The organism is Salmonella sp. 3C (genome assembly GCF_025426275.1).
GTDB lineage: Bacteria > Pseudomonadota > Gammaproteobacteria > Enterobacterales > Enterobacteriaceae > Salmonella > Salmonella enterica.
This window is the reverse complement of the sequence record NZ_CP104858.1, coordinates 970,315-990,523: the sequence shown is the minus strand read 5'-3', so window position 1 is coordinate 990,523 and position 20,209 is coordinate 970,315. Positions and strand designations below refer to the sequence as shown.

The following is a 20,209-nucleotide window of genomic DNA, read 5'->3' as shown; positions in this document are numbered from 1 at the left end:
CATGATGAATGTTAATGCAGTGTATGCCGAAAAATGCGTGACGCCTGACGAGGCGGTTACTTTAATTACCTCCGGCAGTCACCTCTCTATGGGAATGTTTGCAGCAGAGCCTCCAGCTTTGCTGAATGCGCTGGCAAAGCGAGCGAAAAGGGGAGAAATCAACGATCTGCGGGTTTACTGTTATGAAACAGCCAGCATTGCCGGGAACACTATTTTCCGTTATGAGCTAAGTGACTATATTCATCTCTACAGTATGTTTATTACCGGTATTGAACGGGCTTTAATACGTCAGGGGATTGAGAGTTCCGGGCGAAAAATAGTTAACTATGTACCTTCAAATTTTCATCAGGCGACGCGATTACTGGCTGATGATATTGGTATTGATACCTTTATTCACACCGTGTCCCCTATGGATAAGTATGGCTATTTTAATTTTGGAACTGGAAACGATTATTCCACCCGGATTGCGAGGACAGCTAAAAAGCTTATTGTCGAAGTTAACAAATATATGCCACGCGTTCATGGAGAAGGTGCTGCAATCCATATTTCAGAAATTGACGCCATTGTTGAAAACCATGTCCCTTTAATTGAACTACCAATACGTACTGCCGTAGCCGAAGATATTGCTATCAGTCAGATTATCGCTTCTCTTGTGCCAGATGGCGCTTGTCTCCAGATGGGGGTCGGCGCATTACCGGAGCTCATCTGTAATGCGCTCAAGGAACATAATGATCTGGGGGTCCATACAGAGGCGCTGAATCCGGGGTTGGTAAGTTTGATTCAACAAGGCGTCGTTACCAATCAGCGTAAAAATATCGACCGGGGAATGTCTGTATTTACTTTTGCTATGGGACAAAAGGATATGTATGACTATCTCAACGACAACCCCTCTTTTTTTAGTCGGCCTGTCGATTATGTTAACGATCCGGGGATCATTGCGCAAAATGAGAATGTTGTCTCCATTAACGCTACCTTACAAATCGATCTCACTGGTGCCTGTAACTCTGAATATTTGCTTGGACACCAGTACAGCGCTTCAGGAGGGCAATTGGATTTTGTCAGAGGCGCATATGCATCTAAAGGAGGTCGTTCCATTATTACGACCCGCTCAACGGCCGCGAATGATACGATTTCTCGTATTGTTCCCCGCCTTGAGGGGCCTGTAACAACCCCACGAACGGATACGCACTGGATAGTCACTGAATTTGGCTCCGTAAACCTGAAGGGGCTCTCTTCAACCGAGCGTGCGCTCAGCATCATTGAATTGGCACATCCCAATTTTCGGCAGCAACTTAGAGTAGATGCAAAAAAAATGCATCTGATTTAAAAGTAGGTTAATGCTATTTTTTAATGTAGCATCCCTAAAATATAAACATCATGAGTCTATTCAAATGATAATTGACAGAATTGATCACCTTGTATTAACGGTATCTGATATATCAACCACAATAAGATTCTACGAAGAGGTACTTGGTTTTTCTGCGGTAACATTTAAACAAAACAGAAAAGCGTTAATATTTGGAGCGCAAAAAATTAACCTCCATCAGCAAGAAATGGAGTTCGAACCAAAAGCGAGTAGACCAACGCCGGGATCTGCCGATTTATGTTTTATTACATCGACACCGATAAATGATGTTGTGTCTGAGATCTTACAGGCAGGCATTCCCATTGTTGAAGGCCCGGTTGAGAGAACTGGAGCCACAGGCGAGATAATGTCTATCTACATCAGGGACCCTGATGGAAACTTAATTGAAATTTCGCAGTATGTTTAATGTTAAAACTTACTATTACTGCCTTTATTATGATCACGCATCCGTTTATATTGGTCTAATGGAGATCATATGGCAATAATTTCTGGAAAGAGTCTATGTTCAAACTTATTGACTTGAAGACATCGAGGAATTCATAAGAAAGCATAAAAAAGGAAAGGTGGTGCCCGGACTCGGAATCGAACCAAGGACACGGGGATTTTCAATCCCCTGCTCTACCGACTGAGCTATCCGGGCAACGAGGCGCATTAAACCGTAATCGCCTCGCTTCGTCAATGAAATTTCTTCAAATCAACGTAGACTGCACAATCTATCACCACTTTGTTGTTATTGCACGCAGAATCAGGCAAAAAACATCGCCCATGCGGCGGAGATCGGCATCGCCAGCAACAGCGCCGGGAGCATATTCACTACCGGAAACATTTTGATTCCACATACACGCAAGCCGGTCGCCACCAGCAGCAGTCCGCCCACGGCGCTAAAGTCGCCCATCATTGCCGGCGTGGTCAGTGGAAGAATGAGGGTGGCGCAGGCGGCAAGCGTTAACTGGATAATCAACATCGGTGCGCAAATCGCCGAAACGGCGATGCCAAGCGAACAGGCGAAAATTATGGCAGTGAAAAAATCCAGAAAAGATTTAGCGATCAAAATGTTTGGATCGCCGGTCATCCCTTCATGCATCGCGCCGAAAATACCGGTGCCGCTGGCGCAAAAAAGTACAATGATAGCGACGTAACTTTGAATAAATGAGTCGTGTGTCGGTTTCTTACCCGATGCCATAAATAATTGTTGGATTTTCGCGACTGCGCCATTAATGCCTTTTTCCAGCAAACAAAACTCGCCGATGAGCGCGCCGACCAGCGTCGCCAGCACCATCACCGGAAGATTAGCGCACTTCATCACCAGCAGAATACCAATTCCCAGAGAGCACAGACCAAAAATAGACGTCATTGAGACGCGAATCCGTTCTGGCAGACGCTGACTTAACAGCGCGCCAATAACGCCGCCGAATAAAATTGCGCCAGCGTTAATAAAAGGTCCAATTACCACAATGACTCCTGTTATTTGTCTTTCAAATTGCCTTATTATCACGCGATTAAGCTGTTAATAGCTTGATTATCTGTGACGTATAGAGCGCTGATTTTACCTTGCGCCGCCTGGTGAAAGGTGCCATGATTGCGCGAAATTTCTCCTGCCAGCATGGGGCTCGCCGGGATGAACATAGCGCCTTTATATTGTCTTCACTGTCGCCTGACTGCGCGAGGTTTGCCCCTTTCTTTCTTTTTTTGTCATCCCCGCTATGCGGTGAGGGCAGCGCACGCTCACTGCAGGACAACAGTAAAATCAGAAACAGTCTGTTTTTACTGATGTCTGGCGGTCGGAGCTGGTATCCAGTTTGACCCGGCATCTCGTTGGGCAAGGCATCGGGCCTTGTCTGGGGTTACTCTACTCCCGAAACGGGTATTTGCGCTTATGAAATCAATGAATATTGCCGCCAGCGGTGAACTCATCCCCTGTCTCTCCACCCACCGAAACGTAGTGGCGCTGGACAGTACCGACTTTACCGATGTGGCCGCAGTCGTCATTACCACTGCCGACAGCCGTAGCGGTATTCTGGCGTTGCTTAAACGCACCGGTTTTCACCTGCCGGTGTTTATGCTTGCGGATGAACCCGTCAGCGCGCCTGTCGGCGTTACGGCGGTAATCGGCGGGAACGCGCAGGAATGGCTGGAGTTGGAAAACGCCGCCAGTCGCTACGAAGCGGAACTTCTGCCGCCCTTTTATGACACCCTGACCCAATATGTCGACATGGGGAATAGTACCTTTGCTTGTCCGGGGCACCAGCATGGCGAGTTTTTTAGAAAACATCCCGCAGGCCGCCATTTTTATGACTTTTTTGGTGAAAACCTGTTTCGTGCGGATATGTGTAACGCCGATGTGAAACTTGGCGATCTGCTAATACATGAAGGTTCTGCCAAACACGCGCAGAAATTTGCGGCAAAAGTGTTTAATGCGGATAAAACCTATTTTGTGCTGAATGGAACTTCGGCGGCGAATAAAGTGGTCACCAATGCCCTGCTGACGCGCGGCGATCTGGTGCTGTTTGATCGTAATAATCACAAATCCAACCACCACGGCGCCCTGATTCAGGCCGGGGCGACGCCGGTCTATCTTGAAGCGGCGCGCAACCCGTTTGGTTTTATCGGTGGTATTGATGCGCACTGTTTTGATGAAACGTACCTGCGCGACCAGATTCGTGATGTGATGCCGGAAAGCGCCGATGCATCGCGTCCGTTCCGCCTGGCGATCATTCAACTGGGTACCTATGACGGCACTATTTACAACGCCCGTCAGGTGGTGGATAAAATCGGGCATCTCTGCGATTACATTCTGTTTGACTCCGCGTGGGTAGGCTATGAGCAGTTTATCAATATGATGGCGGATACCTCGCCGTTGCGGCTGGAGCTTAATGAAAACGACCCTGGGATCTTTGTGACCCAATCGGTACATAAGCAACAGGCGGGGTTCTCACAAACCTCGCAGATCCACAAAAAAGATAACCATATTCGCGGCCAGGCGCGTTTTTGCCCGCACAAACGCCTGAACAACGCCTTCATGTTGCACGCCTCGACCAGTCCGTTCTACCCGCTGTTTGCGGCGCTGGATATCAATGCCAAAATCCACGAAGGGGAGAGCGGTCGCCGCCTGTGGGCGGAGTGCGTTGCGCTGGGCATTGACGCGCGTAAAGCCATTCTCGCCCGTTGCAAACTGCTTCAGCCCTTTATCCCACTGGTGGTTGACGGCAAGCCGTGGCAGGCATATCCGACGGAGACCATTGCCAGCAATCGTCGTTTCTTCAGTTTTGAGCCCGGGGCGAAATGGCATGGCTTTGAGGGTTATGCGGATGACCAGTATTTTGTCGACCCCTGTAAACTGTTACTGACCACGCCAGGTATTGATGCCGATAGCGGGCAGTACACCGAATTCGGCATCCCGGCGACCATTCTCGCCCACTATCTGCGTGAGAACGGTATTGTGCCTGAGAAATGCGATCTCAACTCGATTCTGTTCTTGCTGACACCCGCCGAGAGCGAAGAGAAACTGGCGCGGCTGGTCGCGATGCTGGCGCAATTTGAACGGCACATTGAAGACGATACGCCGCTTGCGGATGTATTGCCGACGGTTTTTCAGAAATACCCGGTGCGCTACCGCGATTACACCCTGCGTGAGCTATGTCAGGAGATGCACAACCTGTACGTTAGCTTTGACGTTAAGGATCTGCAAAAAGCGATGTTTCGCAAAGAAAGCCTGCCGCATGTGGCGATGAACCCACAGGATGCCAACAGCGCCTTTATTCGCGGCGATGTAGAGCTGGTGCGTATCAGCGAGGCGGGCGGGCGTATTGCTGCCGAGGGGGCATTGCCATACCCGCCGGGCGTACTGTGCGTGGTGCCGGGGGAGATTTGGGGTGGCGCGGCGCAGCGTTATTTTTTGGCGCTGGAAGAGGGCATCAATCTGTTGCCCGGTTTTTCGCCGGAATTGCAGGGGGTATATAGCGAGACCGATGCCGATGGAATTCAACGCTTGTACGGATATGTTTTAAAGTAACGTTGCCTGCAGGCCGGATAAGGCATTTACGCCTTATCCGGCCTGCGAAACAGGGCAAGGATTAATGTGCAACGGGTTGCGAACTTGCCGGAACGCGAACGTGTTTGTATTTGAACAAGGCTACGAACGCGAAGGCCAGCACCAGCGAGTAGCCTGCGAAGATGAGCCACACGGTCTGCCAGTCGGTAATGCCGTTTTGAGTGTAATACTCCACCACTTTACCGCTCACAATGCCGCCAAGGATACAGCCGAAGCCATTGGTCATCATCAGGAACATCCCCTGCGCGCTGGCGCGGATTTCCGGGCGTACTTCTTTTTCGACAAACACCGAGCCAGAAATGTTGAAGAAGTCGAAGGCGCAGCCGTACACAATCATCGACAATACCAGCAGAACGGTACCGAACGGCGTCGGGTCGCCATAAGCGAACAGGCCGAAACGCAGCATCCACGCCACAATACTGATAAGCATAACGTTCTTAATACCATAACGGCTCAGGAAGAACGGAATGGTCAGGATGAATAACGTTTCAGAAATCTGCGAAATCGACATCATCACCGAGGCGTGCTGCACGATAAAGCTACTGGCGAATAGCGGATCTTTATCAAAGCTATGCAGGAAGGTGTTGCCAAACATGTTGGTGATCTGCAGTTCCGCGCCCAGCATCATGGAGAAGATGAAGAAAATCGCCATCCGCTTATTTTTAAACAGCGCAAAAGCGTCAAGGCCCAGCATTGATGTCCAGCTCTGGTTTTTCTGTTGGTTCGCCACCGGAATGTGCGGCAGGGTAAAGGTAAACAGTACCAGCAGAACGGAAAGCGTCGCGCCGATATAAAGCTGCATATGGCTCAGCTCGAAACCGGAGAAACTCACGCCCCACATCGCCAGAATAAAGCCAATGGTGCCCCAGATACGGATAGGCGGGAAGTCAGTCACAATATCCATGCCGGCAGACTGCAGGCGGTAATACGATATAGTATTGATCAAGCCCAACGTCGGCATATAGGCCAACGAGTTAAGCAGGATCACAAAGAACATCGCCCCAGGCGTAGTGACTTCCGCGGCCATGAATAGCGTGATGGCGCCGAGAACATGACACAGGGCATAGACCCATTTCGCGCTCAGCCATTTGTCAGCCACAATGCCTAGCAAGGTCGGCATAAAGACGGCGGCAATCCCCAGTGAACTATAAACTGCGCCAATAGATGCGCCGTCAAATTTTAAGGTGACGAACATATACGAGCCCAGGGTAGTGAGCCAGCTTCCCCACAGACAGAACTGCAGAAAAGAGAGTATTTTAAGCTGCAGCTTAAGATTCATGTTAATTTTCTCACACCTGAGAGCGGATGAATGTTTTAAAAGGCACATTTGCCGTTGTGATTTGGTGTGATTCTATCAATGAGAGGCGGGCTTTTTTTGTTACCTGTGACAAATATTTGCAAACAATTTCTGCTTGCAAAGCAAAAGGGTGACGGAGTTAACGCTTTTACCTTTCCCGCCTCTGTCATTTGCCAACCAGAGGCGGGATGCGATGGTTTATCGGCGGCGATACGATCGCTGGGCGGAATTCACCTTATACAGATAGCGGCGCGACTCCGCAGATGGATGTCGGGTGGTTAATATCTGGTACACATCCCCCGGCGACATGCGGTTAATCATATTCGCGGCCTGAATCTTATCGTTCGAGAATACGCGTAATACGCTGCCTGCGCCGCCATTGTAGGCGGTAATGACCGCATAGCGCCGCGACGTCGGATTCTCGATACCGCTCAGATAGACATTATTCAACATTGCCAGATACGCTGTGCCGGTATCGATATTGCTGGCGGGGTCGAACAGGAAGTTACGGCTTGGCGTGCCGGACTTACCCTGAGAACGGAAAACATCTTTCCCGGCGCTGTGTTGCACTACCTGCATCAGGCCCAGCGCATCCGCATGGCTGACCGCATACGGGTTAAACGAGGACTCCGTTTGCATAATCGCCAGAATCAGCGACTCGTCAACGCCGTATTTACGGGAGGCCTGGCGTACCATGCCAATGTATTTATGCGCGCGTTTATCAAGGTGGTTCGGCACCAGATTAATGGTGACGCTGTAAATAATACGCAGGCCGTTACTGCGGCTTTTGAGCCGCGTTTTCAGCAAGTAATCCGCGAATGTCGTGGCGCGGCCTTCCCAGCGAATAGGCTGGCCGGTATTGTCGAGGACCTGACCATACAGGAAGGGTTCTTTAGAAATTTTTATGTCATCGACATCGGAGTAAAGATCGACGGAGGTTGGGTCGTCACCCATGAGCAACGTTTTAATAATGGCCCGGCGCAGATGTGCGGTAGGTTCCGTCCCGGCGATGGTTTCAACGGTAATGGTCCCATCATCAAAGTTGATGTGGCTACGGGTCTGGAACTGATCGGTATATTTGACGTAGTCTTTCGGCCCGGCGATCAGGACTTCCTTATATCCCCACAGATTTTCAATATTGTTGGCAAATTGCCCCATCAAAATATCAAAGCCGTTGGTATCCTTGACCCAGGCTTCATTATACGTCTCGCCTTTTTTGGTCGAACTGGAGCAGGAGATGAGCAACGGCGCAATAACAGCAAGCGCGAGTAATTTTTTCATCATTCCGGGAGTGCATGTTGTGTTGTCGTTATGCCATGTTGCCGGGCAGCGGCGCTAAGGGCTTATCCGGCATAACTCACAGGCCGAATAAGCGCAGCCTCATTCAGCAACGGGCCTATTTTTTATCTTCCGGCGTATAACCTTCGATATGAACGTCTTTGCCTTCGAACAGGAAGCTCACCATCTCCTGTTCCAGCAGCTTACGGTGCTCGGCGTTCATCATGTTGAGCTTTTTCTCGTTAATCAACATGGTCTGCTTATGCTGCCACTGCGCCCACGCGTCCTTAGAGATCTCGTTATAGATACGTTTTCCCAGTTCGCCAGGGTAGAGCTGAAAATCTTGCCCTTCAGCGTCGCGTTGCAGGTAAGTACAAAAAATCGTTCTGCTCATAAGTCATCCTCTTCATCGACCGGGGCGTTAAACTGGCGCTCCGGTACGTAACTGCTGTAACAAGCGCTCCACGGGGGCCGCCAGTCCGACTGACGGCGGTTGCGCTAAGTTATACCAGAGCGCGCTGCCTTCATCCATGCAGGCGTCCAGTGACGACACGGGAAGCCACATAGGCACAATATCCAGATGGAAATGGCTAAATGTGTGGCGAAACGCATTAAGCTGGGTCAAATTATCAGCGTTAACATGCCGTTGCGCCAGCCATTCACGTAATTCATCTTCTCTGGCGAACTGCGGGAAGCAGTAGAGTCCGCCCCATAAACCGCTGGGAGGGCGCTGCGCCAGGAAAATCTCCTGATTATGCTGTAACAATAAAAAGTAACCCGTCCGCTCCGGCAACGTCTGTTTCGGTTTCTTGCCCGGATAGCGTGACCAGCTTTCATGCGCAGCGGCGATACAACCGTTTTGCAGCGGACACAGGGTGCACTTTGGCTTTGAACGCGTACAAACCATTGCGCCCAGATCCATCATCGCCTGATTAAAACGCTCCACGCCGCGTGCGGGCGTCACTTGCTCGCTCAACGTCCACAGCGTATTCTCCACCTCTTTTTTTCCAGGCCAGCCGCTAACAGCATAACAGCGAGCCAGCACACGTTTAACGTTTCCATCAAGAATCGGATAATGTTTACCTAACGCGAGGGAGAGAATTGCGCCGGCGGTTGAACGTCCGACGCCGGGGAGCGCGGCGATTTCGGCAAAAGTTTGCGGGAATTCTCCACCGTGAAGCGTCGCCACCTGTTGCGCCGCTTTATGCAAATTACGTGCGCGGGCGTAATAGCCGAGCCCGGTCCATAAATGGAGTACTTCATCCAGCGGCGCATTCGCTAAATCCGTTACCGTCGGAAAGCGCGCCATAAATCGCTCAAAGTAAGGAATCACCGTCGTCACCTGCGTTTGTTGCAACATGACTTCCGAGAGCCATACTTTGTAAGGCGTCTTGTTAATTTGCCAGGGCAGCGTTTTCCGCCCGTATTTGTCGTACCAGTCCAGAACCTGGGCTGAAAATTGAGACGCTTGCATGGAAACTCATTCATTATTGCCGGGGGCAAGATTGCAGCACAGAGGCCGCAGGGTGTAAACCGGAACTTTCCGCAGTGCGCTTCATGCTTGCATCCGGCAACTAACTTTGGATAATGCCCGTTTTCAGAACTCAAACACAGCAGACTACACTTTTATGAAAAACGACGTCATTTCACCGGAATTTGATGAAAACGGTCGCCCGCTGCGCCGTATTCGTAGTTTTGTTCGTCGCCAGGGGCGACTGACAAAGGGGCAAGAACACGCGCTGGAAAACTACTGGCCGGTGATGGGCGTCGAGTTCAGCGAAGCGCCGGTAGATTTCGCCACGTTGTTTGGTCGCGAAGCGCCGGTGACGCTGGAGATTGGTTTTGGCATGGGGGCGTCTCTCGTGGCGATGGCGAAAGCGCGCCCGGAGCAGAATTTCCTCGGCATTGAAGTGCATTCACCCGGTGTCGGCGCGTGTCTGGCATCCGCTCATGAAGAGGGCGTTGAAAACCTGCGCGTCATGTGCCACGACGCGGTAGAAGTGTTGCATAAAATGATTCCTGACAATTCTTTATCGATGGTTCAGCTCTTTTTCCCTGACCCGTGGCATAAAGCGCGTCATAATAAACGCCGTATCGTTCAGGTGCCGTTTGCTGAACTGGTATTGAGCAAGCTGAAATTGGGCGGCGTTTTCCATATGGCGACCGACTGGGAAGCGTATGCGGAACACATGCTTGAAGTCATGTCTTCTATCGACGGGTACAAAAATCTGTCAGAGAGCAATGATTATGTACCGCGCCCGGAATCGCGCCCGGTAACGAAATTTGAACAACGTGGCCATCGTCTTGGTCATGGCGTATGGGACTTAATGTTCGAGAGGGTGAAATAATGGCAAAGAACCGTAGTCGTCGTCTGCGTAAAAAAATGCACATTGACGAATTCCAGGAATTAGGATTTTCGGTGGCATGGCGTTTTCCGGAAGGTACATCTGAAGAGCAGGTCGATAAGACTGTCGATGACTTTATTAATGACGTTATTGAGCCTAATAAACTGGCGTTTGACGGCAGCGGCTACCTGGCCTGGGAAGGGCTGATTTGTATGCAGGAAATCGGTAAATGTACCGAAGAACATCAGGCGATTGTGCGTAAGTGGCTGGAAGCGCGCAACCTTGAAGAAGTCCGAACCAGCGAACTTTTCGACGTTTGGTGGGACTAATAAGTACAGGGTCGGCAAATGCCGGCCCGCTTTGTCTTGAGGGAAAGTTATGATGCGCAAAACGCTGCTGGCGGCAGTGCTAACGTTTACGGCGATGGCCGCTCATGCAGATTACAAATGCAGCGTCACGCCGCGTGACGATGTGATCCTGAGTCCACAAACGGTGCAGGTGAAAGGTGAAAACGGCAACCTGGTGATCACGCCGGACGGCAATGTGATGTACAACGGTAAGCAGTACACCCTTAGCGCCGCGCAGCGCGAGCAAGCGAAAGATTACCAGGCGGAGCTGCGAAGCGCGCTGCCGTGGATTGATGAGGGCGCCCGATCGCGCGTCGAAAAAGGCCGCGTGGCGCTGGATAAAATCATCGCTAAAGAGGTGGGCGAAAGCAGCAACATGCGTAGCCGTCTGACGAAGCTTGATGCGCAATTAAAAGCGCAAATGAACCGCATTATCGAACATCGTACGGACGGCCTGACGTTCCACTATAAGGCTATCGACCAGGTGCGTGCCGACGGTCAGCAGTTGGTGAATCAGGCGATGGGCGGTATTTTGCAGGACAGCATTAACGAAATGGGCGCCAAAGCGGTGCTTAAAGGCGGCGGCAATCCTTTACAGGGCGTGATGGGCAGCCTCGGTGGTTTGCAAACCGCTATCCAGAACGAATGGAAAAATCAGGAGAAAGATTTCCAGCAGTTTGGCAAAGATGTCTGTAGCCGCGTAGTGACCTTAGAAGATAGCCGCAAAGCGCTGGTTGGCAGCCTGAAGTAATCTTTCCTTTTTAAACAATGGCGTAGATCGTATCTGCGCCTTTTTATTCTGTTTTTTCCTGCATTTTGTTATCCATCTCTAAAAAATACTCTCTGTTGGATATATATCGCTGGTTAATCGTATGACATCACATTATTCGTCTGCAATATAGGGATAATGCGACCAGTTGACATAACTGGAGATATAACATGGAGTTTTTCAGGAAAACGGCATTAGCTGCTCTGGTAATGGGTTTCAGCGGCGCAGCGTTCGCTTTACCGAATATCACCATCTTAGCGACCGGCGGAACGATCGCTGGTGGCGGTGATTCAGCAACAAAATCAAATTATACGGCAGGTAAAGTTGGCGTCGAAAATCTGGTGGATGCCGTTCCTCAATTGAAGGACATTGCGGTAGTGAAAGGCGAGCAGGTCGTTAACATTGGCTCGCAGGATATGAACGATGAAGTCTGGCTCACGCTGGCGAAAAAAATCAATACCGAGTGTGACAGCACCGACGGTTTCGTGATCACCCACGGTACTGATACGATGGAAGAGACCGCTTATTTCCTCGATCTGACCGTGAAATGCAATAAACCGGTGGTACTGGTCGGCGCGATGCGTCCTTCCACGTCAATGAGCGCAGATGGCCCGTTCAACCTCTATAATGCGGTAGTAACAGCGGCTGATAAACAGTCTGCCAACCGCGGCGTGCTGGTGGTAATGAATGATACCGTCATGGACGGACGCGACGTCACTAAGACCAATACGACTGACGTGGCGACGTTTAAAGCGGTTAACTACGGCCCGCTGGGTTATATCCACAACGGTAAAATTGACTACCAGCGTACGCCAGAGCGTAAACATACCACCTCCACCCCGTTCGACGTGTCGAAGCTGACCGCGTTGCCGAAAGTCGGTATCGTTTATAACTATGCGAATGCGTCCGATCTGCCGGCAAAAGCGCTGGTAGACGCGGGTTATGACGGGATCGTGAGCGCAGGCGTGGGTAACGGCAACCTGTATAAAACGGTCTTTGATACCCTGGCGACCGCCGCGCACAACGGTACGGTAGTGGTGCGTTCTTCACGTGTGCCGACTGGCGCAACCACGCAGGATGCGGAAGTTGACGATGCAAAATACGGCTTTGTCGCTTCCGGCACGCTGAACCCGCAAAAAGCGCGTGTCTTACTGCAACTGGCGTTAACCCAGACTAAAGATCCAAAACAGATCCAGACGATGTTCAATCAGTATTAAAGATAATGCCCCGGTCGGAAGGCCGGGGCCATCTTTGGAAGACCTCTCGCACAACCAACACTATTATCTTGCTAATTATCATCCTGGTTATGATAATCGTGGGCGTCATGTCTCTGGACGGGAGGTCCACAAGTGGTTCGACAATGGATTGCTGGCGCAGCGCTATTTGCCCTGATTTCAGGCTATAGTTGGGCAGAGGTTGCTCAACCCTCCGATAACATCTTAAAAGAACAGTTTAGTAAGCAGTACCACGGCATACTTAAACTGGATTCCATTACCTTAAAAAATCTTGATTCGACGGGCAATCAGGCCACCTGGTCTGCCGAAGGGGATATTTCTTCCCGTGAAGATATGTATACCGGCGTTGGTATGGCGGCGGATTATTATTTTGTTGAAAAAACCTGGACCAAAGATCGTCCCGTTAAATTTTCTGCCATGTTAACCAGCAAAGGGACGCCAGCCTCTGGCTGGACGGTGAGCTATTACTCATTACAAATGGCAGCCAGCGATCAGGGACGGGCTATTGACGACATTAAAACGAATGATAAATACCTGATCGTCAACAGTGATGACTTTAACTATCGGTTTGGCAACATTGAAGCCTCCTGGCGTGCGCAGAAAGCGTCGATCCCCGGTCTTGAAGAACAACTCTCTGCCCTGGATAAGAAAATAGCGGTAGCTAAAAAAGAAGCGGACGCGTATTGGGGAAAAGGCGCTGATGGGAAACCGTTGACCCGCGCCGAGGCGTTTAAAAAGACGTTAAAAGAGCGCGATGATTATGTAAAAGCCAACGATAGCAGCGTATATGCCGAGAAATACGAAAAAGAGGTCTATCAACCGGCATTAGACGCGTGTCGTAAGCAGAGTGAGCCGTGCAATGAAGCGGTTATTCAGCAGAAAAGAGATTTAGACATACACGAGCAACGGCGGCAGGTATTTTTGAAATCAGAAGAGCTGCGTCGAAAAGCGCAGAATGACTGGATAACGTTAGAGAAAGAACAATATCCGCTGAATATAGCGGTACAGAAACTTCAGATGCAACAGAGTGATATCCGTGTGAAAATTATGGATATTAATGACGGTTACGAGCGCTGGAAAAAAGATACCGACGATTTGCGTCGTAAAGGGGTTATTAAATAATGCGCTTGCCGGCGGCGCATTAACCGCCACAGGTCGGTAAGCGTCGCGCCATCAGATATTTTACCCGCTGGCGCTACAGGCTTATTCCTTGTTATTCCGCGAGAAACAACTCAAGAAGAGAGTTTAAAAACAGTTTACCGTGCCGGGTAATCTGCCAGTATTGCTCGCATTCGGTCAGGTAGCCCTGGGCAATAGCCTCGTCGATTGGCTGACGAATAACCGCTTCCGTAAGCCCGGTATAATCGACAAATTCGGCGCGAGGCGCGCGCTTCAGCAACCGAAAACGGTTCATAAAGAACTCAAAGGGTTTGTCATCATCACTCACGTCACGCTGGCTTTCCTGGTAACGTCCCTGCATATAACCGCGTGGGTGACGGGTTTTGGTGGTGCGCAGGATCCTGCCGCCCGGGAAGGTGACTTTACCGTGGGCGCCGCAGCCAATACCCAGATAGTCGCCAAAGCGCCAGTAGTTCAGATTATGCTGGCACTGATAACCGGGTTTGGCATAGGCCGACGTTTCGTATTGCTGATAGCCCGCGGCGGTTAATAACTGGTGGCCCTGCTCAAAGATATCCCACAGAGCGTCATCGTCCGGTAAAACCGGCGGACGCGAACCGAACAAAGTGTTGGGTTCAATCGTCAATTGATACCATGAGAGATGCGGCGGATTAAGCGCAATCGCCTGTCGCAAATCATTCAGCGCCTCTTCCAGCGTTTGATCCGGCAATCCATGCATCAAGTCGAGGTTAAAGCTGCGTAGCCCAAGTCCATTTGCCAGTCTTGCTGCCCGTATCGCCTCTTGTGGACCGTGAATACGGCCAAGACGTTTCAGCTTAGGCTCACTAAAGCTCTGCACGCCAATGGAGATCCGGTTTACGCCGGCGCGCTGATAGTCGATGAAGCGGTCGGCTTCGACCGTGCCGGGGTTCGCTTCCATAGTAATTTCCGCATCCGCCGCCAGATTCAGGCGCGCACGCACGCCGTCCAGCAGCGTTTGCATCGCCGGCCCGGAAAGCAGGCTTGGCGTACCGCCGCCAATAAAAATGGTCTTTACTTCACGCCCTTGCGCCCAGGCGACGTCGGCATCCAGATCGTTTAACAGATGCTGGACGTAGTCGTCATGTGGCACCTCGCCCTTCAACGCATGGGAATTGAAGTCGCAATATGGACATTTTTGTACACACCAGGGAATATGAATATAAAGACTGAGCGGCGGTAGTTTAGCCATTGCGTAACGCATCCAGCAGCAGCTTGAGCGCTTGTCCACGGTGGGAAATCGCGCTTTTTTCTTCACGGGTCAGTTCTGCGGCGGTTTTGCCTTCAGACGGTACGAAGAAAATGGGATCATAGCCAAATCCGCCATTTCCGGCCGCCTGGCGAGTAATGACGCCAGGCCAGCTACCGTGACAGACTATCGGTGTGGGATCTTCCGCATGACGCAAATAAACCAGTACACAATGGAATCGCGCCTGGCGTTTGTCGTCCGGAACATCCCGTAGAGTATGCAGCAGTTTTTCCAGATTTTGCTGATCTGTCGCGTTTTCGCCAGAATAGCGCGCGGAATAGATACCCGGCGCGCCGCCTAAAACGTCAACGGCCAGACCGGAGTCATCGGCAATGGCGGGCAGGCCGGTCATTTTGGCGGCATGGCGCGCTTTGAGAATCGCGTTTTCAATAAACGTCAGGCCGGTTTCTTCCGCGGAATCGACGCCCAGTTCCGTTTGCGCTACCACATCAAGCCCAAAATCGCTTAACAGCGACGCGAGCTCGCGCACTTTACCGGCGTTGCCGGTTGCGAGAACAACTTTTTGCATGGAGTACCTACTCAGTTAACGCCGCAATTTCCGGCGGGATCTGTTGCGGGTGAATAATTTTTACCTGTTTGTGACGGCCCAGCTCGCCTTTTTCGATGACGATCTGACTTTTCGCCACGCGAAACTGTTTACCGAGAAACTTGGTCAGATGGCTGTTTGCCTGACCGTCAACCGGCGGGGCGGTAATGGCGACTTTCACCTCGTCGCCATGTAAGCCCACAATACTGTCGCGGCTGGCTTTCGGCTGAATATAAAGCCGCAACACCAGACCGTCTTCGCAGCGAGTCACAGCACTCATAACGCCATCCACAGCCCCGGCAGCAACATGTTGCCTGTCGCTTGTAAGACTTCAGCGATCCCCATATTAACGACATACAGCAGCAGCACCAGAACCATCGGCGAGAAGTCGATGCCGCCCATCGCAGGCAGTATACGGCGAATCGGGCTGAGCAGCGGCTCGGCAAGCTGAATCAATACATATTCAATCGGGCTACGACCCTGGCTCACCCAGCTCATGATAGCCATGACCAGCAGCACCCAGAAGATCAGCAGGCCGGTTGTTTTAAGCAAGATAAGCACCGCGGCAATCCAGATAATCGCCTGAAACGTAATGACCTTAAACAGCACTATCGCCTTAATAACGCTAAGAATAAACGCCACCAGCAGGGAAGCGCTGTCAATCGGCCCCATTGGCGGGATAATACGACGCAGCGGTCCGATGATGGGCTGCGTAATTTTCACCACGAACTGGGAGAAAGGGTTGTAAAAGTCACAGCGGGCCCACTGCATCCACACGCGCAATAATAGCACCATGGTATACAGCTCAATTACCGTTGAGAGCAGGAAGGTCAACGTATTCATGGCGTTCCTCAGTTTTCCTTAATTTTTTGTGTAATCACGAGCACCAAAGATAGCGGTGCCGATGCGCACCATTGTGCTACCTGCCGCAATCGCGGCTTCCATATCGTCGCTCATACCCAGAGATAGGGTATCAACGTCAGGGTAGCGCGCTTTCAGCCCGGCAAATGCTACAGCCATTTGACGTGCGACTTCAAACTGCCTTACATAATCTGACTCTGGCGCCGGGATCGCCATCAGTCCGCGAAGCCGCAGACGCGGCAGTGTTGCCACCGCCGCGGCCAGCTCATCCAGTTCCGCCAGCGGAATGCCTGATTTGCTGTTTTCATCGCTGATATTAATTTGGATCAGAACATTTAGCGCCGGCAGATTATCCGGGCGCTGTTCGCTCAGCCGCGAGGCGATACGCAGGCGATCGATGGTATGACACCAGTCAAAATGCTCGGCCACCAGCCGACTTTTGTTGGACTGTAAAGGGCCAATAAAGTGCCAGTGCAGGCCTTCCACTTTCGCTTCCTGAAAGTGGCGGATTTTTTCCACCCCCTCTTGTACATAATTTTCACCAAATGCCCGTTGTCCGGCGGCAATGGCTTCTGCGATGTCGCTCGCAGGTTTGGTTTTACTCACTGCAAGCAACGTAACTTCTTCTGAAGAGCGGCCGCAACGCGTCGCCGCGGCGGAGATTTTGTCCCGGATGTATGCCAGGTTATGCGCGATATCGTTCATTTTCCGAGGATGTTTATATGAATATGGAAGAAATTGTGACGCTTAGTGTAAAGCATAACGTCTCGGATCTACACCTGTGTAACGCCTGGCCTGCGCGATGGCGCAAACAAGGACGCATGGAGAACGCGCCTTTTACCGCGCCTGATGTCGACAGGCTTCTGCTTGATTGGCTTAATGATGCGCAACAATATCAGTGGCGAACGCACGGCCAGCTTGATTTCGCCGTCTCGCTGTCTGGCACGCGGCGCCTGCGCGCCAGTGCGTTCACACATCAACAGGGAACGTCGCTGGCGCTACGGCTATTGCCCGAGCGTTGTCCTGATCTGGCGGAAATCCAGACGCCGCCGATAGTACCCGCACTGCTTGCCAGCGAGAACGGACTGATTCTGGTCACTGGCGCTACTGGCTGCGGGAAATCCACTACGCTGGCGGCGATGGTGGGACATCTTAATCAACATGCCGATAAACACATCCTGACGCTGGAAGATCCTATTGAGTACCGTTACACCAGCAAGCGTTGCCTGATACAGCAGCGGGAAATCGGCCAGCATTGCGCCACTTTTGCCGCCGGGCTGCGCGCGGCGTTACGTGAAGATCCCGATGTCATTTTACTGGGAGAGCTGCGTGACAGCGAGACCATTCGCCTGGCGCTGACGGCGGCGGAAACGGGGCATCTGGTACTGGCAACCCTGCATACTCGCGGTGCGGCGCAGGCGGTGGAAAGATTAGTGGATAGTTTTCCGGCGCAGGAAAAAGAACCGGTACGCAGTCAACTGGCGGGTAGTCTGCGCGCTGTACTATCGCAAAAACTGGAGGTCGACAGACAGGATGGGCGCGTGGCGTTGTTTGAATTACTGATTAATACGCCAGCCACAGGGAATTTGATCCGTGAAGGCAAACTCCATCAGTTGGCCCACGTGATACAAACCGGGCAGCAGCAGGGGATGATGACATTCGCCCAGAGCGCGCAATGGCGTCAGGTGCAGGGACGGCTGTAGCGAAGATGGCGGCGTAGGGGGGGGAGGAAAGTGTTGACTGGCGCGGTGGATTGAACGGCATGCAGGCTTGTATCCTGGCGAACCGGCGTTAAAATCGCAGCTTTGTTAAAACCACAGCGAAGCCATTTAACGATGTCATCACAACCGAATCAAAGCCTGATAGATGGCATTCGCTGTCTGCAATATCTGGTTTCCAGCGACCGTGCTATCGGATGTCGCGAGCTTGCCCGGCTGATGGATATTAATACCACGCGCGTTAATCGCCTGTTAATGACGATGGCCTCTATTGGACTCACGATGCAGGATGAGCACCGACGCTATTTACCCGGGCCAGGCATTCATGCTTTGGCGGCGCAGGCGATTCGTGGTTCAGCGCTGTTCTCCCATGCGTTGCCTATCCTTGAACGCCATGCGCCCAAAGACATCGTGGTGGCATTAGGCGTGCTATGGGAAGACCAGATTATCTATATTTATCACTCTACGCCGGGTTCGCAGGGAAGTCAGGCGCTGGCGGGGTTTCGCATGTGCCCGGCCTGGCAGTCGGTAACAGGAGTGGCGTTACTGGCGGCAGAAAGCGATGAGGCGCTAATGCAGCGTTTTACTCCGGAGCAGTGGCGTAATCTGGCGCCGCATGTGGCGCAGCAGCGCCAGCGGGGATACGTGCTGTGGCATCACGCTGATGGTGAAGTTTCTATGGCGCAACCGCTAGACAAGCACGCCGCAGCGCTGGCCTTTGCGGGAATGTGGCGAATTGATGAGGCGGAGGCGGCTGCGCGTTTACAGGCGTTGAAGGCATTAAACCAGCTTATTGCCCAGTAAGCCTGGCAACCGTGACCGCGTTATCCGCCTGCTGACAAAAACGGCTTTAATACCCCTGTTCAAAATAGCTTTCGAGGATAATCACGGCGGAGGCCGAGTCCACTTTGCCTTTGTTCAGTGCGCGATACCCACCTCGTTCAAACAGACCGGAGCGTGCTTCAACGGTGCTGAGTCGTTCATCGTGCAGCGTGACAGTTACCCCGAAACGCCCATGAATACGGTTGGCGAATTTACGTGCGCGCGCCGTCAGCGGCTGTTCAGTGCCATCCATATTGAGCGGTAGCCCGACAATAATTTCGTCCGGCTGCCACTCTTTCAGCAAACGTTCAATGAGCATCCAGTCGGGCGTGCCGTCCTGTGCTTTGATTGCCGGAAGCGGACGGGCGGTGCCGGTAATGCGTTGTCCTATTGCAACGCCGATGCTTTTTGTGCCGAAGTCAAAGGCCAGTAAGGTGTCGCTCATCAGGCGTGCCCCGCAACGCCAGGCATGGTCAGAATATCAATGCCAATAAGTTTTGCCGCTTCGCGCCAGCGCTCGGCAATGGGTGTTTTGAACAAAATATTGAGATCGGCGGGCGCGGTAAGCCAGGCGTTATCAAGCAGCTCTTGTTCAAGCTGGCCTTTATCCCAGGAGGCGTAGCCCAGCGCGACCAGTACATCGGAAGGCTGTTGTTGGGTACCTAACGTTTCCAGCACATCGCGGGAGGTGGTAATCACGGTATTGTCTGAGATACGAATGCTGGAGGCGAAACGTGACGGCGGAGTATGGAGAATAAATCCGCGATCTTCCGCCAGCGGGCCGCCGAGCATCACGGCTTTATCAAGACGAATTGACGAATCGCGCGGTTCCGGCGTAATTTTTAGTTTTTCCAGAATCCCTTCAATTTGCAGATTTTCCAAAGGCTTATTAACAATAATCCCCATAGCGCCGTCCTGGTTGTGCTCGCAAATATACACCACGGAACGGCGGAAAATCGGGTCCTGGAGCGCAGGCATGGCAATAAGAAAGTGATGCTGTAAATTCATTGTCAGAGGTTCTGTTTCCTGGTTCAAAAAAACGACAGTGTTCAGTATGTGGGGAAAGCGGACGGTTGTCACTCATATAAGCCGTCTTTTGCCAAAGGACGGTGGCCTTATCGGGCAATAGACTGCCGGATGGCGATGCTGATGCGCCGCCTTATCCG

At 51.7% G+C, this 20,209-nt stretch carries 22 protein-coding genes and 1 tRNA gene; 10 read left to right on the top strand and 13 right to left on the bottom strand.

Annotated elements, in window-relative coordinates:
* Position 1 precedes the first annotated feature (1 nt).
* Together ripA and N7E69_RS04675 are read left to right on the top strand one after the other, a co-directional pair.
* A complete protein-coding gene (ripA, locus tag N7E69_RS04680; RefSeq protein WP_000982337.1) occupies positions 2-1,327 on the top strand; it encodes an itaconate CoA-transferase RipA/Ict in 1,326 nt (441 codons plus the stop codon).
* Between the two features lie 64 nt (positions 1,328-1,391).
* Complete coding sequence (locus N7E69_RS04675) at positions 1,392-1,772, top strand: VOC family protein (protein ID WP_000582672.1); 381 nt, start codon at positions 1,392-1,394, stop codon at positions 1,770-1,772.
* 158 nt (positions 1,773-1,930) lie between these two features.
* Here the strand turns inward: N7E69_RS04675 and N7E69_RS04670 are convergent.
* Together N7E69_RS04670 and N7E69_RS04665 are read right to left on the bottom strand one after the other, a co-directional pair.
* Positions 1,931-2,006, bottom strand: a tRNA-Phe gene (locus N7E69_RS04670).
* Between the two features lie 105 nt (positions 2,007-2,111).
* Complete coding sequence (locus N7E69_RS04665; protein WP_000234466.1) at positions 2,112-2,819, bottom strand: DUF554 domain-containing protein; 708 nt, start codon at positions 2,817-2,819, stop codon at positions 2,112-2,114.
* Positions 2,820-3,242: 423 nt separating this feature from the next.
* On the opposite strand from N7E69_RS04665, the gene N7E69_RS04660 reads away from it, so the two are divergent.
* Positions 3,243-5,378, top strand: coding sequence for an ornithine decarboxylase (locus N7E69_RS04660; protein ID WP_000839715.1), 2,136 nt, complete (start codon positions 3,243-3,245; stop codon positions 5,376-5,378).
* Positions 5,379-5,439: 61 nt separating this feature from the next.
* On the opposite strand, the gene N7E69_RS04655 is transcribed toward N7E69_RS04660, so the two are convergent.
* The 4 genes from N7E69_RS04655 to mutY form a co-directional block, all read right to left on the bottom strand.
* A complete protein-coding gene (locus N7E69_RS04655) occupies positions 5,440-6,696 on the bottom strand; it encodes a nucleoside permease (RefSeq protein WP_001049798.1) in 1,257 nt (418 codons plus the stop codon).
* 216 nt (positions 6,697-6,912) lie between these two features.
* Positions 6,913-7,998, bottom strand: a complete 1,086-nt coding sequence (gene mltC / locus N7E69_RS04650; RefSeq protein WP_000976289.1) for a membrane-bound lytic murein transglycosylase MltC — start codon at positions 7,996-7,998, stop codon at positions 6,913-6,915.
* Positions 7,999-8,110: 112 nt separating this feature from the next.
* Positions 8,111-8,386, bottom strand: coding sequence for an oxidative damage protection protein (locus N7E69_RS04645; RefSeq protein WP_000091706.1), 276 nt, complete (start codon positions 8,384-8,386; stop codon positions 8,111-8,113).
* Positions 8,387-8,413: 27 nt separating this feature from the next.
* The gene (mutY, locus tag N7E69_RS04640; RefSeq protein WP_001148956.1) at positions 8,414-9,466 is read right to left on the bottom strand and encodes an A/G-specific adenine glycosylase; all 1,053 of its coding nucleotides are present in this window, start codon (positions 9,464-9,466) and stop codon (positions 8,414-8,416) included.
* Between the two features lie 154 nt (positions 9,467-9,620).
* On the opposite strand from mutY, the gene trmB reads away from it, so the two are divergent.
* The 5 genes from trmB (at position 9,621) to N7E69_RS04615 (ending at position 13,810) form a co-directional block, all read left to right on the top strand.
* Complete coding sequence (trmB, locus tag N7E69_RS04635) at positions 9,621-10,340, top strand: tRNA (guanosine(46)-N7)-methyltransferase TrmB (RefSeq protein ID WP_000786890.1); 720 nt, start codon at positions 9,621-9,623, stop codon at positions 10,338-10,340.
* Positions 10,340-10,666 carry a YggL family protein gene (locus N7E69_RS04630; protein ID WP_001107574.1) on the top strand — a complete coding sequence of 109 codons (327 nt, stop codon included), beginning with the start codon at positions 10,340-10,342 and terminating at the stop codon, positions 10,664-10,666. Before trmB ends, N7E69_RS04630 begins: the two co-directional genes overlap by 1 nt.
* A gap of 49 nt (positions 10,667-10,715) precedes the next feature.
* Positions 10,716-11,435 (top strand): DUF2884 domain-containing protein, encoded by a 720-nt coding sequence (locus N7E69_RS04625; protein WP_000984827.1) that lies wholly within the window; start codon positions 10,716-10,718, stop codon positions 11,433-11,435.
* Between the two features lie 188 nt (positions 11,436-11,623).
* On the top strand, positions 11,624-12,670 hold the full coding sequence (gene ansB, locus N7E69_RS04620; RefSeq protein ID WP_000394189.1) for an L-asparaginase 2: 1,047 nt from the start codon (positions 11,624-11,626) through the stop codon (positions 12,668-12,670).
* 132 nt (positions 12,671-12,802) lie between these two features.
* Positions 12,803-13,810, top strand: a complete 1,008-nt coding sequence (locus N7E69_RS04615; protein ID WP_000252201.1) for a DUF1202 family protein — start codon at positions 12,803-12,805, stop codon at positions 13,808-13,810.
* Positions 13,811-13,901: 91 nt separating this feature from the next.
* Here the strand turns inward: N7E69_RS04615 and hemW are convergent, their stop codons facing one another.
* The 5 genes from hemW to N7E69_RS04590 are packed head-to-tail and all read right to left on the bottom strand — an operon-like array spanning position 13,902 to position 17,208.
* The gene (gene hemW / locus N7E69_RS04610; RefSeq protein WP_001096516.1) at positions 13,902-15,038 is read right to left on the bottom strand and encodes a radical SAM family heme chaperone HemW; all 1,137 of its coding nucleotides are present in this window, start codon (positions 15,036-15,038) and stop codon (positions 13,902-13,904) included.
* Positions 15,031-15,624 carry an XTP/dITP diphosphatase gene (locus N7E69_RS04605; RefSeq protein ID WP_001174769.1) on the bottom strand — a complete coding sequence of 198 codons (594 nt, stop codon included), beginning with the start codon at positions 15,622-15,624 and terminating at the stop codon, positions 15,031-15,033. Before N7E69_RS04605 ends, hemW begins: the two co-directional genes overlap by 8 nt.
* A 7-nt stretch (positions 15,625-15,631) precedes the next feature.
* Positions 15,632-15,922: a DUF167 family protein YggU gene (gene yggU / locus N7E69_RS04600; protein ID WP_001277205.1), complete on the bottom strand. Its 291-nt coding sequence runs from the start codon at positions 15,920-15,922 to the stop codon at positions 15,632-15,634.
* The gene (locus tag N7E69_RS04595) at positions 15,919-16,485 is read right to left on the bottom strand and encodes a YggT family protein (protein WP_001094850.1); all 567 of its coding nucleotides are present in this window, start codon (positions 16,483-16,485) and stop codon (positions 15,919-15,921) included. The genes yggU and N7E69_RS04595 overlap by 4 nt, the downstream gene beginning before the upstream one ends.
* 18 nt (positions 16,486-16,503) lie before the next feature.
* Complete coding sequence (locus tag N7E69_RS04590) at positions 16,504-17,208, bottom strand: YggS family pyridoxal phosphate-dependent enzyme (protein WP_000997812.1); 705 nt, start codon at positions 17,206-17,208, stop codon at positions 16,504-16,506.
* A 17-nt stretch (positions 17,209-17,225) separates the two neighbouring features.
* Between N7E69_RS04590 and N7E69_RS04585 the strand changes: the two genes are divergently transcribed.
* Together N7E69_RS04585 and N7E69_RS04580 are read left to right on the top strand one after the other, a co-directional pair.
* Positions 17,226-18,206: a type IV pilus twitching motility protein PilT gene (locus tag N7E69_RS04585; RefSeq protein WP_001055643.1), complete on the top strand. Its 981-nt coding sequence runs from the start codon at positions 17,226-17,228 to the stop codon at positions 18,204-18,206.
* A gap of 132 nt (positions 18,207-18,338) precedes the next feature.
* Complete coding sequence (locus tag N7E69_RS04580; RefSeq protein WP_000098324.1) at positions 18,339-19,025, top strand: IclR family transcriptional regulator; 687 nt, start codon at positions 18,339-18,341, stop codon at positions 19,023-19,025.
* A 46-nt stretch (positions 19,026-19,071) separates the two neighbouring features.
* Here N7E69_RS04580 and ruvX read toward each other — a convergent pair whose 3' ends face one another.
* Both ruvX and N7E69_RS04570 read right to left on the bottom strand, forming a co-directional pair.
* Positions 19,072-19,488, bottom strand: coding sequence for a Holliday junction resolvase RuvX (gene ruvX, locus N7E69_RS04575; protein WP_001285490.1), 417 nt, complete (start codon positions 19,486-19,488; stop codon positions 19,072-19,074).
* Positions 19,488-20,051: a YqgE/AlgH family protein gene (locus tag N7E69_RS04570; RefSeq protein ID WP_001053173.1), complete on the bottom strand. Its 564-nt coding sequence runs from the start codon at positions 20,049-20,051 to the stop codon at positions 19,488-19,490. The genes ruvX and N7E69_RS04570 overlap by 1 nt, the downstream gene beginning before the upstream one ends.
* Positions 20,052-20,209: the final 158 nt, after the last annotated feature.

Bases quoted from the DNA above. Each gene is read 5' to 3' on its own strand.
- ripA (WP_000982337.1), top strand. From the start codon at position 2: ATGATGAATGTTAATGCAGTGTATGCCGAAAAATGCGTGACGCCTGAC.
- N7E69_RS04675 (WP_000582672.1), top strand. From the start codon at position 1,392: ATGATAATTGACAGAATTGATCACCTTGTATTAACGGTATCTGATATA.
- N7E69_RS04660 (WP_000839715.1), top strand. From the start codon at position 3,243: ATGAAATCAATGAATATTGCCGCCAGCGGTGAACTCATCCCCTGTCTC.
- N7E69_RS04655 (WP_001049798.1), bottom strand. From the start codon at position 6,696: ATGAATCTTAAGCTGCAGCTTAAAATACTCTCTTTTCTGCAGTTCTGT.
- mltC (WP_000976289.1), bottom strand. From the start codon at position 7,998: ATGATGAAAAAATTACTCGCGCTTGCTGTTATTGCGCCGTTGCTCATC.
- N7E69_RS04645 (WP_000091706.1), bottom strand. From the start codon at position 8,386: ATGAGCAGAACGATTTTTTGTACTTACCTGCAACGCGACGCTGAAGGG.
- mutY (WP_001148956.1), bottom strand. From the start codon at position 9,466: ATGCAAGCGTCTCAATTTTCAGCCCAGGTTCTGGACTGGTACGACAAA.
- trmB (WP_000786890.1), top strand. From the start codon at position 9,621: ATGAAAAACGACGTCATTTCACCGGAATTTGATGAAAACGGTCGCCCG.
- N7E69_RS04630 (WP_001107574.1), top strand. From the start codon at position 10,340: ATGGCAAAGAACCGTAGTCGTCGTCTGCGTAAAAAAATGCACATTGAC.
- N7E69_RS04625 (WP_000984827.1), top strand. From the start codon at position 10,716: ATGATGCGCAAAACGCTGCTGGCGGCAGTGCTAACGTTTACGGCGATG.
- ansB (WP_000394189.1), top strand. From the start codon at position 11,624: ATGGAGTTTTTCAGGAAAACGGCATTAGCTGCTCTGGTAATGGGTTTC.
- hemW (WP_001096516.1), bottom strand. From the start codon at position 15,038: ATGGCTAAACTACCGCCGCTCAGTCTTTATATTCATATTCCCTGGTGT.
- N7E69_RS04605 (WP_001174769.1), bottom strand. From the start codon at position 15,624: ATGCAAAAAGTTGTTCTCGCAACCGGCAACGCCGGTAAAGTGCGCGAG.
- yggU (WP_001277205.1), bottom strand. From the start codon at position 15,922: ATGAGTGCTGTGACTCGCTGCGAAGACGGTCTGGTGTTGCGGCTTTAT.
- N7E69_RS04595 (WP_001094850.1), bottom strand. From the start codon at position 16,485: ATGAATACGTTGACCTTCCTGCTCTCAACGGTAATTGAGCTGTATACC.
- N7E69_RS04590 (WP_000997812.1), bottom strand. From the start codon at position 17,208: ATGAACGATATCGCGCATAACCTGGCATACATCCGGGACAAAATCTCC.
- N7E69_RS04585 (WP_001055643.1), top strand. From the start codon at position 17,226: ATGAATATGGAAGAAATTGTGACGCTTAGTGTAAAGCATAACGTCTCG.
- N7E69_RS04580 (WP_000098324.1), top strand. From the start codon at position 18,339: ATGTCATCACAACCGAATCAAAGCCTGATAGATGGCATTCGCTGTCTG.
- ruvX (WP_001285490.1), bottom strand. From the start codon at position 19,488: ATGAGCGACACCTTACTGGCCTTTGACTTCGGCACAAAAAGCATCGGC.
- N7E69_RS04570 (WP_001053173.1), bottom strand. From the start codon at position 20,051: ATGAATTTACAGCATCACTTTCTTATTGCCATGCCTGCGCTCCAGGAC.